The organism is Nitratireductor thuwali (genome assembly GCF_036621415.1).
GTDB lineage: Bacteria > Pseudomonadota > Alphaproteobacteria > Rhizobiales > Rhizobiaceae > Chelativorans > Chelativorans thuwali.
Window position 1 is genome coordinate 2,161,756 of the sequence record NZ_CP030941.1, and the last position, 13,555, is coordinate 2,175,310.

The window sequence follows — 13,555 nt, forward strand, 5'->3', positions numbered from 1 at the left end:
TCTACAGCCGCCTTAGATGATTGTCCCAGGATGGCTTGTCCGTGTCCGGCGGGCGCAGCGGTAAGATGATGTCCGGCCCGGCTTTGACGACCGCGCCGCGTCCGCTGGTGGCAAGCACCGAACCCCGGTCAAACGGAGCGATCCCGCAGCCGTCGGCGAGTTCGCGCTGGCCGAGATGTCGGCCCGTCGCCGTGTCCCAGAACACGACAAGCCCACCATGCGGGCTCGACGTGGCCAGCACGTCGCCCGAAGCATCGACCGCCAACGAGCCGACATAATTGCGCATGCGGCGCTGGGTCTCGGAAGGCGCGGGGAAAAGTTCGACCTCCCGGCCGCGCCGGTGGCGGCCCACCAGGGGTGGCCGCTCCCCAGCCTCGCCCTGGTACTGGCAGCCGAACCAGACACGGCCTGCCCCGTCGACTGCCATATGGCGGATGGAAAGCTGACGCAGTTCCGGGGCGAGTTCGGCCTTGTCGATCACCCCGCCGGAAGCGATATCGACATAGGTCAGGCTCGGCCTCATGGTCGCTAGGTTGAGCTTGGAGCGCCCATAGTCGGGATGGGTGAGGATGCCGCCATTGGCGACGCACAGCGTCTTGCCATCGCCCGCCAGCACCACCTCATGCGGGCCGATGCCATCGGTCGCAAATTCCCCGATGCGGCGAAAGCGGTCGGTCGCATCATAGATGCCGGCGACGCCGCGGCCGGCCTCATAGTCGTTCTCGGTGGCCAGCATCAGCCGGCCGTCGGGCGTGAATATGCCATGGCCGAAGAAATGGCGGTTGTCGGCGGCGGCAATGGCCACGGGCTCGCCGCCTGCCATGCCGAATGCCACCGCGAAACGCCCCGGCGAGCGCGCGAAGGCGACGGCGCGGCGGCGCGGGGCATCGATGGCGAAGGAGTGGCCGCGCGCCTCGAGCGGCAGCACGAGGACATCGCGCGCCTTCTCGTCGATGACCGCCGCCTCGTAGCGCCCACCGTTCAGTCGCGCGCCGAGGAACAGGGCGCCGTCGCCCATACCGGCGTCCGCGAATGCTCGCGGCGCTGCCGCGGCGCTGCCCGCGAGCGTCAAAAACGTGCGCCTGTCAATCGCCGTCGAGCGCATTGAATCCCATCGTCAATCCGATTGCCGCCGAGAAGCGCTCGCTTACTGTCGCATTCGCGCTTTGGAGGGCAGTTGACGCATAGGCGATGCGCCCGCGGTCCTGCTCGTCGGCGAAGGCCGCCTCGGCGGGCGCCTCGATTTCTTCCAGCGCCTCAAGAGCATGTTGCAGGTCGAAACGAAGGGCGTCGAGGATGGCCTGGCGTTCCTCGTCCAACGCCTCGTCAAAGCCAGCCGCATCGATCAGGGCGAGCGTGCCCTGGATTTGGGTGCCAACAAGGTCGAACGTCAGATCGGAACGCCACAGCGGCGCGCGCTTGCCGTTGGCCTTGGAAGGCGTCTCGCCCAGGGCCGGCAGAAGTTCGGCATCGCGGGCAAACTGCAGGCTGGTGCCCAGCGCCTTGACCACTTCACCGGCGACTTCCAGGGGCGAGCGGTAAAGCGCGTTGCCCTCGCCGGGATGCGCGAAATCGCCGTGAAAGGCAGCGCCCGGCGACCAGGCCTCGATAAGCTCGCCGGCGCGTGCGGCGGCATTGCCGGCAATCGCCGCGCCGTAGCGGCAGCGGAAATCCTCTTCGCCCGTCCCAATCGCATCCGACCCGGTTCCGAACAGCACATATTCGAGCGCCGGCAGGCCCTGCAGCGCAACGCTCTTGCCGCCAAGCCCCTCTACGGTCGCCGTCTCGGGCTCCTTTTCGGCCAGAACGCCCTGCACCTGACGCAGCGTCACGCCCCGCGCGTCGGGCCAGAAGAAGATGCGCTCGAAACGGTTGTCCGCCACCAGCGGGCCGAAGCGCAGCACCGAAACCGGCCCCCACGCGCGCACCGTATCGGCGAAGGTGGCGCGCATGTCGTCGAGGCCTTCCCGCGTGGGCTCTGCGCAAACGGCCTCAAGGCCGGCGCGGAGCCGGGCGGTTGCGCCGGCGAAGGCTTCAAGGCTGACCCGCGCATAGCCGTCCGCGACATTGGCGCCGATCCCTTCCGGCACACGCTGTTCCTGGGCTGCGGCAGCGCCCGCGCATAGGAGGACGACCGCGCAAAGAATGGAACGTATGGGCATCAAAGCGACTCCAGGAAACGGATCAGGCTATCCCGCTCGGTCTTTTCCATTTCAACCACACGCTGGCGGGCTGTCTCGGCTTCCCCTCCATGCCAGAGAATGGCTTCCAGCAGGCTCCGCGCCCTGCCGTCGTGGAGAAAAGTGGCGTCCTTACTGACAGCCCCGGTGAGACCTATGCCCCACAGCGGCGGCGTGCGCCATTCCCGCCCGGTTGCCGTCCCCTCCGGTCGATCATCGGCCAGGTCTTCGCCCATATCGTGCAGAAGCAGGTCGGAATAGGGCCAGATGAGCTGGAAAGCGAGTTCTTCCTGCGGCGCATCGCGGCGGGTGACGAATTTCGGTGCGTGGCAGGAGACGCAACCGGTTTCGTAGAAGACCTGCTTGCCGGCCAGCACATCCGGATCGCCGATATTGCGGCGGGCAGGCACTGCGAGGTTGCGGGCATAGAAGGCGACAAGCTCCAGCAGGTCGCCGGGCACTTCCTGCTCGCCCAGATGAGGCTGTGCGCCATGCGGCAGCACGCGGCAATCGCCCTGAGCTTTGGTGCAGTCCCCCCAATGATCGGGTCGCAGCGGCGTCGATAGGCCCATATCGCCGGAGAAGGCATCCGCCGTCTGCTGCACGATGCTGGCCGCATTGCCCTTCCAGCCAAAGCGCCCCAGCGCCAGTTCACCCTCCTCGTCGATCACGAAGCGGGCGCGGCCGGAAATGCCGTCGCCATCGGCATCGTAGGGGTCGGCGCCGGCCAGAATATCGTCGGCCGCAATGGATTCAAGAAGGCCAAGGCCAATCATGGGATTGGCCACGCGCGCCGACATCATTACGTCCGGGTGCATCTCGCCGAAACCCGGGTTCTCGATGCTGAGCGCCGGCTTGCGAAGGGTCACGGTCTCGCCGCCGCTGAGTTGCACCGGCATGTCCTCATAATCGACGCGCACGCGGCCTTCGGCTGGAAGGCCTGCCATCGCGAAATCCTGAAGTTGACCCCCGTAGACTGGCTCGTTCACGGCCGACTGGTAGCCTGCAAGAATCTCCTTCTCCTGATCGCTGCTCGGCGGAACCGACAGACGGACGAGCATGGAGACGGCGGAATCCTCCGCCGACGCGGGCGCATGGCCCCGACCGTCCTTTATATGGCACGACTGGCAGGCGCGGGCGTTGAACAGGGGCCCAAGCCCGTCGGAAGCCTGGGTGGAGGATGGGGACGAGACCCAGTCCTTGCGGAAAAGACCATTGCCCAGGAGAAAGCGCTGCTGGTCCTCGAAATCCAGATTGGCCGACGGCTGGGAGAAGATGTCGGCATTGATCAGCTTGTCGGTGGTCGCCGCCCCGGCCTGCATGCGCTCAAAGCGCTCGGGCTTGGAGAAATCGGTCGCCGGGCGGGTGACGTCTTCGACGCGCGAGCGATCCTCCGGCGAAAGGTCGGGGCGTGGGCTTTCGGCATGAACGGAACAAGTGGCCCCGGCCAGCGCGAAAGCAAACGCATATCTTGAGATGACCATTCTCATCTTCCAGAACCAAAGCCATGCCGCGCGCCAAAGGGGGGCGCGGCCCGTAGTCGGTTTACTGGAAAACCGCGTCGGGTGCGTCAAGGCTGTCCGATCCCTCGATGGTCACGCCGGAAAGGTCGAGCGATGCGATGACACGCTCCAGCGAGCGGGTCTGGCCGACAAGGCCGTCGATCACGGCCTGGACGACCGCGTTGCCTTCCGCATTGCCTTCGCCGATCATTTGATCGTAGGCCTCGGTCTCCTCGGCGCGCGCCTTCAGGGCCTCGGCGGCGGCCAGCGTGGCGTCGAGCTTGGCCTCGACTTCGTCGGCAAGAGCGGAATCCTTTTCGCGGACGAGTTCGGCAAGACTGGCACCTTCGACTTTCTCGCCGCCGACGCGCTCATACTCGCCGAAATAGACGTTCCGGATCCCCACAATGTCGTAATAGTGGCTGTTGTGCGTGTTGTCGGAGAAGCAGTCATGCTCTTCTTCCGGATCGTTGAGAAGAAGGCCGAGTTTCATGCGCTCGCCTGCCAGTTCGCCATAGGAAAGGGAGCCGAGACCGGTGAGCATGGCCGTCAGGCCCGCCTGCGGATCCCCCTCGGTCAGGCTCGTGCGCGCCTTACCGCCTTCTTCCCAATTGGCGACCATTTCCTCTAGATCCGCAATCAGCAGTTGCGAGGCGGCGGACAGATACTGCGCGCGACGCTCGCAATTGCCGCCGGTGCAGTTGGCGGGATCGTAGTCGGTATAGGGGCGCTCGCCCGCACCGGCCTCGGTGCCGTTGAGGTCCTGCCCCCAAAGCAGGAACTCGATGGCGTGATAGCCGGTGGCCACGTTCGATTCGATGCCGCCGGCCTCGTGCAGCGACTGGATGACCGCCGGCGTGATCGTGGAAGCGTTGATCTCCTCACCGCCCACATTGATCTTGTCGTTGGTGATCACATTGACCGTGTAGAAGCTATTCGCGTCCGACTCCGTGCCATAGCCGGCGTCGACATAGTCGATCAGGCCTTCATCCAGCGGCCAGGCGTTCACGCGGCCTTCCCAGTCGTCGACGATCGGATTGCCGAAGCGGTAGGCCTCGGTCTGCTGATAAGGAACCCGTGCGGCAAGCCAGGCCTGCTTCGCCGCCTCGAGCGCCTCCGCTGACGGATCGGCAACAAGCGCCTCGATCTTTTCATCCAGGGCCCGCGCGGTCACAAGGCTGTCTTCGTAGCCGGCCAGGGCGATATCCGCATAGGTCGTCAGGACATCTGCCGGTTCGGCCGCCTGAGCGGCCGTCACGGTCAGACCTGAGAACAGGGCAAGTGCGATCCTCATATGAATTCCTCCGGAGCAGGATTGGAGCCAATGCATGCCGGCGGGCATGCGGCCTCGTTGATGGTTTTCCTGAATTGCCTGATCAGGAAACCATCTCTGCCGACCTTTAAAGGGAATCGGCTAGACCAGCAATAGTTGACTTCCGGTATCAGGTATTAGGCGGAGACGTGACCGCGAGCACGGCATTGGTTCCGCCAAAGGCGAAACTGTTGCTGATCGCCACGTTCACGGATCGCGCACGAGCCTCGTTCGGCGTCACGTCGAGGTCGCAATCCGGATCGGCTTCTCGGAAGCCCGCGGTGGGCGGCACCACGTTCTCGCGCAGCGCGTTGATGCAGGCGATCAGTTCGATGGCACCGGAGGCGCCGAGGCAATGGCCGTGCATCGACTTTGTGGAGGATATCGAGAGTCTGCGCGCATGGCCGCCGAACACCCGCTTGATCGCCTCCGTCTCGATGCGGTCATTGGCTTTCGTGCCGGTGCCATGGGCGTTGATGTAGTCCACATCTTCCGGCGCGATCCCCGCCTCCGCAAGACATGCCTGCATGGCCCGAACAGGCCCTTCCACGGTCGGGGCAACGATGTCTGAGGCGTCGGCCGACATGCCCGTTCCCGCAAGCTCGGCCAGGATGTGCGCGCCGCGGGCAAGCGCATGCTCCAGCGTCTCCAGCACGACGATCCCCGCGCCTTCGCCCAGCACCAGCCCCTGCCGGTCGGCGGAGAAGGGCCGGCAGGTATCTGTCGCCAGCACGCGCAATGCTTCCCAGCCTTTCATCACGCCGTAGACCAGTGGCGCGTCCGCCCCGCCGGCCAGCATCACGTCGGCGCGCCCCAGAAGCAACTGGTCTGCCGCCGCTGCGATGGCGTGGTTCGACGAGGAGCAGGCGGATGTGGCACCGAAGACGGGACCTTTGAGACCATGCACCATGGATACCTGGCCAGCCGCCGCCCCGGGCATGACGCGCGGCACGCTGAAAATGCTCGCCCGGCTTTTGCCTTCGAGCAGGATCGCCCGATAGTTTTCCTCGATGGAATGCCAGCCGCATATGCCGACACCCACGACCGCCCCGATGCGGTGCCGGTCGTCCTCGCCGATGTGAAGGCCCGACTGCTTCAGCGCCTCACCGGCGGCGATTGCGGCCAGCAGGCTGAATCGGTCCATCGTGGCGATGCGCTTGCGGTCGATACCATGGTCGGGCAGCGCCTTGATCTCGCCGCCGATCCTTATCTTGACCTCATGCAGGTCCTCGTTTTCCACGGGGCCGATCGCCGCGCGGCCCGCACGCATCGCCTGCCAGATCGCCGGTGCATCCGTGCCGAGCGAGCAAATCCCGCCGAGGCCGGTAATGACGATACGCTTTCCGGCCATATTCAAGCTTTGTCGTCGACCAGTTTGCGCACCGATTCAACAATGTCGCGCACCGTGCTTAGGTGCTCCCATGCTTCCGCCGTGTTCATCTCCACCTCGATGCCGAATTCTTCCTCGAGGTCAAAGATGATTTCCGTCAGTTCCAGCGAGTGAATGCCAAGGTCGGTCAGTGGGGTAGACAGGGTGACGTTCGTGTCGCCCTCTGCATGGGCCTTGATCTTGGCGAGAATTTTCTCGCCAATCTCATCGGTATGCTGTTGACCGTCAACGCCCATTTCAGGCCCCTCCATGATCGTACTGCTTCCGTGCCTGCAGGCTGCTGCCTGGTCTGGACACGGGGACGTCCCTTTGAGTGCATATGACCCCAATCCACGGCGGGCGGCAAGCCTCATGGGAGGTTTGCAGCCTAACTCTCTTTGCCGTGCACAAATATCGTCACCGTGTTATCGTCGGCAAACTCGACTGCAATGATGTCGCTGAGCATGATGGAGCGGGAATCGACCGCATGATAAAACATGGCGCTGCCCTCTATGGCGTCACGCAGGGCTTCGATTTCTTCGTCATGTTCGGAAACCGCTTCCTTGACCCGCCCGGCCAATTCGGGGACGAACACGATCTCGAGCGTGTCGAGGCTGAAGGCCTTACGGACCTCCTGGGTACTTTCCATTGCATTCTCGACCGCTGTCACCACCCGATCCACCTGGGCTTCCTTGCCGGTTTCGGCCGTTTTCACGTCCGAGCCGACGATTGCGTCGATCGCCTCTTCGCGGTCGAGCCCTTGGGCAAATCCCGGCAGATCGGTGACGGGCCCGACCAGAATGAGCAGCGCTATAAGTATCGGCAATCCGCGCCAAGCGGTCTTTCCTCCCATACCGGGGGCATGTGTCGCCGTTGCATCCATGTCGGTCTACTCCTTGAGATTTTTGTCCGTGTCCCCGATAGATGGACGGGGAAAACGCCGCTATGGCACCGCGGTTCCTGGTTCCGCCTTCACAAGATGATATCGGGCAGGCGAGAATGCGCGATCACCCTATCGGCATTGGGCAGGTCGTTGGTCGCGACCCATCGCCGCGCATCGTCCTGCGCGCGTCCATGCTTTCGCCAGCGCTCCAGAAGCCGCCGCTCAAGCTCCGGGCGCGGCACGTCCAGATAGCACGAAGCATCGAACATGTCCGCAAGTCCGCGCCACGGCTCTTCGTCCAGCAGCAGGTAGTTGCCCTCGACCAGGACTATCCGCGTATCGCCATCCACAATGGCGGCGGCGGCCCGTGATAGCTCCATGCTACGGTCGAATAGCGGAATTGCAACCTCGCCGCTCTCCTCCCGCAGGCGACGAAGCAGTGTGCGAAGCCCCGCGAAGTCGAAAGTCTCGGGCGCGCCCTTGCGCGAGGACAGGCCTTTTTCGGCAAGAACGGCGTCGTCATAATGGAAGCCGTCCATGGGCACGACGGCGCATTTCACGCCTCGCGCGCCGATTTCCACGCAAAGTTCGGCCGCAATGGTCGATTTCCCAGAGCCGGGCGCTCCCGCTATCGCGGCAACGAAACGGCGTCTGTCTCCGGCCTGGGCAATCAGCCGATCGGCCAGCTCGCCCACGGATGAAAGGCGCATGCTCATTCCGGTCAGGACAGCCATTTGTCATAGTCGGAGACCAGGAGCCGGTACGGCTCCTCATCCTCTTCGATCTCCGAAAAGCGATCTATCGGCTCGGCAAAGATGTTGTCGGTCAGGTCGTCATTGACGGTGGATACTTCGCCGATCAGCACGTCCGAGCCTTCGCCCCAGAACTCGTGCCAGACGCCCGGCATGAGAGTGACGCTCTCGCCCGGCGAAAGCGACAGCACCTCGCCCGCCCCGAATTCGCGGATGACGCCGTCGGTGGGCACGGCGATGTCTGCGCTATCGTCGATGGCGCCGTCCGGGGCCGACGCGTACAGCTTGATGCACAGCGTGCCGCCGCCGCGGTTGATGATGTCTTCCGCCTTGATCACGTGCCGGTGCATGGGCGAGATCTGGTCCTTGCGGGAAATCATGATCTTTTCGGCATAGAGCATGCCGCGGCCCTGTTGGAGGTCGCTGGCATCGCCGTTGCGCGCGGTGAAGAGAAAAAGGCCCCGATTGTCAAAATCGCCCACGCCATAGTCCGTGATGTCCCAGCCCAGCCGCCGCAGGACAATACTGTCGATCTCGCCCCGGCGATCCTTCATTTCGGCCGGCGTCAGGTTAGCGAAGGGCGGCAGAACGTAGCCGAAGGACCCTATGAACTCTTCCCCCGACCGCAATATCTCGTTCACGCGCGAGCGTTTCATGGTTCCTCCTCGTGCTACCAGCGTTCCGAGGGAGTTTCGTACAGGATCGCGGCCCGGGCGTGAAGGGCTCTGCAGTACCGCGGTACTTCGAGAAGCAAAGCACGATGCGCTAGGCTTCAGAAGGCCTTGAATGTCAGCGTCGTGAGCGAACGGACGATGCCGGGAACATTGGCGACATTGTCGTTGATGAACTTCCCGACGTCGACGCCGTCTTCGATGTAGACCTTCAGAAGGAGATCAAATTCGCCGCTGGTCGAATAGAGCTCGGAGGCAATCTCCCGCTCATAGAGCATGTCGGCGACTTCATAGGTCTTGCCGGGCTGGCAGCGCAATTGAACGAATACGGGTCTCATCTCTTCTTTCCGGAATTGTCTCGCCGAGGCTCCGCCCTCAGCTTCGGTCTGTCAACAGGGCGTCAAGCATTGGATGATGGGGCGACTTTAGGCCATCGATAACGTCGAAATGGTGACGGTCCGGCTCCTCGACCGCCACGGTGCGCGCGCCGAGGCCCGTCCAGACATTGGCGAGCAACGCGTTCTGGCGGACGAATTCCGCGCGCTCGGCGGCTCCAACCCAGCAGATGAGCCTTGTACCGGCGCGGGGAGCGAGAAGCGCCGGGCTCTCGACCGCTGCCTCGGCCTCGTCCAGAAGCAGCTGCCCGTTCATCCCCGTGCGCATGATCGGGCGCAGGTCGTGGACGCCGGAAATCGAAAGAACTGTCTTTATGCGCTCGCCGACATTTTCGGCCAGCGGCGTCGTCTCCGTTACCATGCGGGTGGCCAGATGCCCGCCCGCCGAATGCCCGGAAAGCCATATGGGGCCGTCGATCCGATCTGCTGCAGCCTCCACTGCGCGCGCGATTTCCTCCCCGATGCCGGCGATGCGGATCTGCGGGCATAGCGTGTAGGAAGGCATGGCGACCGCCATGCCCCGCGCCAGCGCGCCTTCGGACAGGTGCGACCAGAAGCTCTTGTCGAGCTTCGTCCAGAAACCGCCATGGATGAAGATGAACAGACCGCGCGGCGCCCGTTCCGGCAGGAACAGATCGAACCTGTTGCGCGGCCCCTCGCCATAGGCGATGTCCAGCTCGGCACGGCCCGCCGCCAGCATCGCCACGCGAAAGGGCACAGCCGCCTCGGACCAGGCCTGCGGCCAGCGATCGCCGCCGGGAATATTGGGCCCGTTGGCATAGGCGTCGTCCCAATCTGTGATGTATCTTTCAAACGCCATCTTCCCCTCCTGTGGCTGCATAGCGCGCGGTCCCGCCGCTGTCACGCCCGTGGAAACCACGATGCAGCGTTCGGCGGATTGCTTCAACGTTAAAATTTCATACTTGAAATATATTCCGGGCGGTGCGATGCTTTTTCTGAAGAGAGGAGAAGGCGATGAAGATAGCTGTCCTTGGCGGCGGGCCTGCCGGCCTCTACTTCGCAATCTCGATGAAGCTGCGTAACGCCGATCACCAAGTGACGGTGTTCGAGCGCAACAGGCCGGACGACACTTTCGGCTGGGGCGTTGTCCTTTCCGACGAAACGCTGGACAACCTGGCCGAAAACGACCCGGTGAGCGCCGCCAGCATTCGCGAGCATTTCGCCTATTGGGACGACATCGCCGTCATCCACAAGGGGACGCGCACGGTTTCGACTGGCCATGGCTTCTGCGGCATCGGCCGCATGCGGCTGCTTCTCCTTCTGCAGGAACGTGCTCGCGCGCTCGGCGTCGACCTACGCTTCAGTTCGGAAGTCGACGATCCGCGCCCGTTCATGGCCGAATACGACATGGTGCTGGCCGCCGACGGGCTGAACTCGAAGTCGCGCGCGGCGTTCCCGGAGGTGTTCAAGCCGGATATCGACGTGCGCAAGTGCAAGTTCGTCTGGCTCGGCACCCATCAGAAATTCGACGACGCCTTCACCTTCATCTTCGAAAAGACCCCGCATGGCTGGGTATGGGCGCATGCCTACCAGTTCGACGCTGATACGGCGACCTTCATCGTCGAGTGCTCGCAGCAGACCTATGACAGGTTCGGCTTTGCCGACATGACGAAGGAAGAGTCCATCGCCACCTGCGAGACGATCTTCAAGGATCATCTGGGCGGCCACAGGCTGATGTCGAACGCCAGCCACATTCGCGGCTCGGCGTGGATCAGCTTTCCGCGCGTATTGTGCGAGCGCTGGTCGCACGAGAACTTGGCGTTAATGGGCGATGCCGCGGCCAGCGCGCATTTTTCCATAGGGTCCGGCACCAAGCTGGCGCTGGAAAGCGCCATCGCGCTGGCTGACTACCTGCATTCCGAACCCACGCTGGACGGGGCCTTCGCCAAATATGAGGATGCACGGCGGCTGGAGGTTCTGCGGTTGCAATCGGCCGCGCGCAATTCGCTCGAATGGTTCGAGGAGGTGGAGCGTTACCTCGATCTCGATCCGGTGCAGTTCAACTATTCGCTTCTGACCCGCTCCCAGCGCATCAGCCACGAAAACCTGCGCCTGCGCGATCCCGAATGGCTTGCCGGGGCGGAAGGGTGGTTCCAGCGGCAGGCGGGCGCGGGAAGCAATGTCAGCCGCCCGCCCATGTTCGCTCCGTACCAGTTGCGCGGGCTGCGCCTGAAGAACCGCGTCGTCGTCTCGCCCATGGCGCAGTACAAGGCGGTCGATGGCTGCCCCACCGACTGGCATTTCGTGCATTATTGCGAGCGGGCCAAGGGCGGGGCCGGCCTCGTCCATATCGAGATGACCTGCGTTTCGCCGGAAGGCCGCATCACGCCGGGGTGTCCTGGCTTCTACAAGCCGGAACACGAGGCCGCGTGGAAGCGCATCGTCGATTTCGTGCATGCCGAGACCGAGGCCAAAATCTGCGCCCAGATCGGCCATTCCGGTCCGAAGGGGTCCACCCAACTCGGCTGGGAGGAGATGGATGCGCCGCTTCCCGACGGAAACTGGCCGCTTATGGCTGCATCGCCGGTGCCTTGGTCGGACCGCAACCAGGTACCGAGGGAAATGGACCGCGCCGACATGGATATGGTGCGCGATCAGTTCGTTTCGTCGGCAAGGATGGCCGAGCGCTGCGGCTTCGACATGCTGGAGCTGCACTTCGCCCACGGCTATCTGCTTTCCTCCTTCATCTCGCCCCTGACCAACAGGCGCACGGACGAATATGGCGGCAACCTGCATAACCGCATGCGCTATCCGCTGGAAGTCTTCCACGCGGTGCGTGCCGTATGGCCGGACGACAAGCCGATCTCGGTCCGCATTTCGGCCAATGACTGGGTTGGCGACGACGGCATAACGCCTGCCGACGCCGTCGAGATCGCGCGGATGCTGCGGACCGCCGGCGTCGACATCTGCGACGTTTCGGCGGGGCAGACCTCGAAGCTTGCAAGGCCCGTCTACGGGCGCATGTTCCAGACCCCCTTCTCGGACCGCATCCGCAACGAGACCGGCATGGCCACCATGGCGGTGGGCAATATCTACGAGCCCGACCACGTGAACTCTATCCTGATGGCGGGCCGCGCCGACCTCGTCTGCCTCGCCCGCCCGCATCTGGCCGATCCCTACTGGACGCTCCACGCGGCGGCCCGGCTCTGCGACAGGGGCGTCGCATGGCCCGATCCATACCTGCCGGGCCGCGATCAGCTTTACCGGCTCGCCGAAAGAGCCGAGCAGATGACGGGGAAGGTATGATGGCAGGATCGCGTCACGCATTGGTGACGGGCGGCGGCTCCGGGGTGGGCAAGGCCGTCGCCGTTGCGCTGGCGGGAGCCGGCATCGCGGTGACCGTTTGCGGACGGCGGCTGGAGCCCCTCGAGGCGGTCGCGACGGAGCATGAAAACGTCCACGCCCTCGTTGCGGACGTAACGGATGAGGCGTCCATCGCAGCGCTGTATGCAAAGGCGGAGGCCGCTCGTGGGCCCTTCGACATCGTCGTCGCCAATGCCGGCATCGCCTCCAGCGCGCCGGCGCACAAGATATCGCTCGACGAGTGGAACCGCATCGTCAACGTCAACCTCACGGGCGCTTTCTTGACCGTAAAGCCGGCCTTGGCCCGGATGAGGGAGCAGGGAACCGGCAGGATCGTCTTCCTCGCCTCGACCGCCGGCATAAAGGGTTATGCCTATGTGGCGCCCTATGTGGCCTCCAAGCATGGGGTTGTCGGCCTGATGCGGGCGCTCGCCAGCGAGCTTGCCGCGACGGGCGTCACGGTAAATGCGGTCTGCCCCGGCTTCGTGGAGACGGAAATGCTCACCGAAACCGTCGCGCGCATCACCGAGAAAACCGGGCGCAGCCGCGAGGAAGCGCGCGCCGGCCTGGCCGCCGTCAACCCGCAGGGCAGGTTCATTCAGCCGGACGAAGTGGCGTCCGCGGTCCAGTGGCTCGTCAGCGACGGCGCGCGCTCCGTGAGCGGGCAGACGATTTCGGTTTGCGGAGGAGAAACATGGTGAGCGCTCCACTGACGGCCGAAAGGCCCGGCACGGACAGCAAGGAAAGGCTGCGTCTGTGGATCAGGCTGCTCAGGGCATCGCGCTCGATCGAAAGCGAACTGCGTGAGAGGCTGAAGCGGGATTTCGGCTCCACTCTGCCGCGCTTCGACGTGATGGCGGCGCTCTACCGGGAGACCGGCGGGATGGCGATGACCGATCTCTCGCGCTTCCTGCTGGTGTCCAACGGCAACGTGACCGGCATCGTGGACCGCCTGGTGGCCGACGGCTATGTGGCCCGCAGCAAGCGCGAAGGCGACCGGCGAACCAGCATCGTGCGGCTGACGGCGGCCGGGCGCGAAACCTTCGCGCGGATGGCCGAGGCCCACGAGGTGTGGGTGGACGAGTTGCTGGCCGGAGTGGGCGAGACGGAGGCGCGCGAGCTCTCCTCCAAGCTCAAGGCGTTCAGAAGCGATTGGGAGGGCTGAAA

General features: G+C 64.2%; 14 protein-coding genes. 3 read left to right on the forward strand and 11 right to left on the reverse strand.

Translation table 11 applies throughout. The features are described from left to right. Position 1: 1 nt before the first annotated feature. The 11 genes from NTH_RS10460 to NTH_RS10510 all read right to left on the reverse strand — a co-directional run bounded on the left by NTH_RS10460 (position 2) and on the right by NTH_RS10510 (position 9,884). Positions 2–1,018 carry a DUF1513 domain-containing protein gene (locus tag NTH_RS10460; RefSeq protein WP_338529960.1) on the reverse strand — a complete coding sequence of 339 codons (1,017 nt, stop codon included), beginning with the start codon at positions 1,016–1,018 and terminating at the stop codon, positions 2–4. 67 nt (positions 1,019–1,085) lie between these two features. Continuing rightward, complete coding sequence (locus tag NTH_RS10465; protein WP_338529961.1) at positions 1,086–2,162, reverse strand: imelysin family protein; 1,077 nt, start codon at positions 2,160–2,162, stop codon at positions 1,086–1,088. After that, complete coding sequence (locus NTH_RS10470; protein WP_338529962.1) at positions 2,162–3,664, reverse strand: di-heme oxidoredictase family protein; 1,503 nt, start codon at positions 3,662–3,664, stop codon at positions 2,162–2,164. Before NTH_RS10470 ends, NTH_RS10465 begins: the two co-directional genes overlap by 1 nt. A 61-nt stretch (positions 3,665–3,725) precedes the next feature. Further along, positions 3,726–4,976: an imelysin family protein gene (locus NTH_RS10475; RefSeq protein WP_338529963.1), complete on the reverse strand. Its 1,251-nt coding sequence runs from the start codon at positions 4,974–4,976 to the stop codon at positions 3,726–3,728. A gap of 148 nt (positions 4,977–5,124) precedes the next feature. Continuing rightward, positions 5,125–6,345 (reverse strand): beta-ketoacyl-[acyl-carrier-protein] synthase family protein, encoded by a 1,221-nt coding sequence (locus NTH_RS10480; RefSeq protein WP_338529964.1) that lies wholly within the window; start codon positions 6,343–6,345, stop codon positions 5,125–5,127. Between the two features lie 2 nt (positions 6,346–6,347). Next, a complete protein-coding gene (locus NTH_RS10485; RefSeq protein ID WP_338529965.1) occupies positions 6,348–6,620 on the reverse strand; it encodes an acyl carrier protein in 273 nt (90 codons plus the stop codon). A gap of 131 nt (positions 6,621–6,751) precedes the next feature. Then, complete coding sequence (locus tag NTH_RS10490; RefSeq protein WP_338529966.1) at positions 6,752–7,246, reverse strand: hypothetical protein; 495 nt, start codon at positions 7,244–7,246, stop codon at positions 6,752–6,754. Between the two features lie 89 nt (positions 7,247–7,335). After that, positions 7,336–7,956, reverse strand: a complete 621-nt coding sequence (locus tag NTH_RS10495) for a nucleoside/nucleotide kinase family protein (protein WP_338529967.1) — start codon at positions 7,954–7,956, stop codon at positions 7,336–7,338. Positions 7,957–7,967: 11 nt separating this feature from the next. Continuing rightward, entirely contained in the window at positions 7,968–8,654 is a 687-nt protein-coding gene (locus tag NTH_RS10500) for a D-lyxose/D-mannose family sugar isomerase (RefSeq protein ID WP_338529968.1), read from the reverse strand. 116 nt (positions 8,655–8,770) lie between these two features. Beyond that, the gene (locus NTH_RS10505; RefSeq protein ID WP_338529969.1) at positions 8,771–9,007 is read right to left on the reverse strand and encodes an Lrp/AsnC ligand binding domain-containing protein; all 237 of its coding nucleotides are present in this window, start codon (positions 9,005–9,007) and stop codon (positions 8,771–8,773) included. A 37-nt stretch (positions 9,008–9,044) separates the two neighbouring features. After that, positions 9,045–9,884, reverse strand: a complete 840-nt coding sequence (locus NTH_RS10510; protein WP_338529970.1) for an alpha/beta hydrolase — start codon at positions 9,882–9,884, stop codon at positions 9,045–9,047. A gap of 155 nt (positions 9,885–10,039) precedes the next feature. Here NTH_RS10510 and NTH_RS10515 point away from each other — a divergent pair, with 155 nt between their 5' ends. From NTH_RS10515 to NTH_RS10525, 3 genes are read left to right on the forward strand one after another with little or no spacing between them, the layout of a single operon-like run. Then, positions 10,040–12,331 carry a bifunctional salicylyl-CoA 5-hydroxylase/oxidoreductase gene (locus NTH_RS10515; RefSeq protein WP_338529971.1) on the forward strand — a complete coding sequence of 764 codons (2,292 nt, stop codon included), beginning with the start codon at positions 10,040–10,042 and terminating at the stop codon, positions 12,329–12,331. Next, positions 12,331–13,089 (forward strand): SDR family oxidoreductase, encoded by a 759-nt coding sequence (locus NTH_RS10520; RefSeq protein WP_338529972.1) that lies wholly within the window; start codon positions 12,331–12,333, stop codon positions 13,087–13,089. The genes NTH_RS10515 and NTH_RS10520 overlap by 1 nt, the downstream gene beginning before the upstream one ends. Beyond that, positions 13,083–13,553, forward strand: a complete 471-nt coding sequence (locus NTH_RS10525) for a MarR family winged helix-turn-helix transcriptional regulator (protein ID WP_338529973.1) — start codon at positions 13,083–13,085, stop codon at positions 13,551–13,553. Before NTH_RS10520 ends, NTH_RS10525 begins: the two co-directional genes overlap by 7 nt. Positions 13,554–13,555 lie beyond the last annotated feature (2 nt).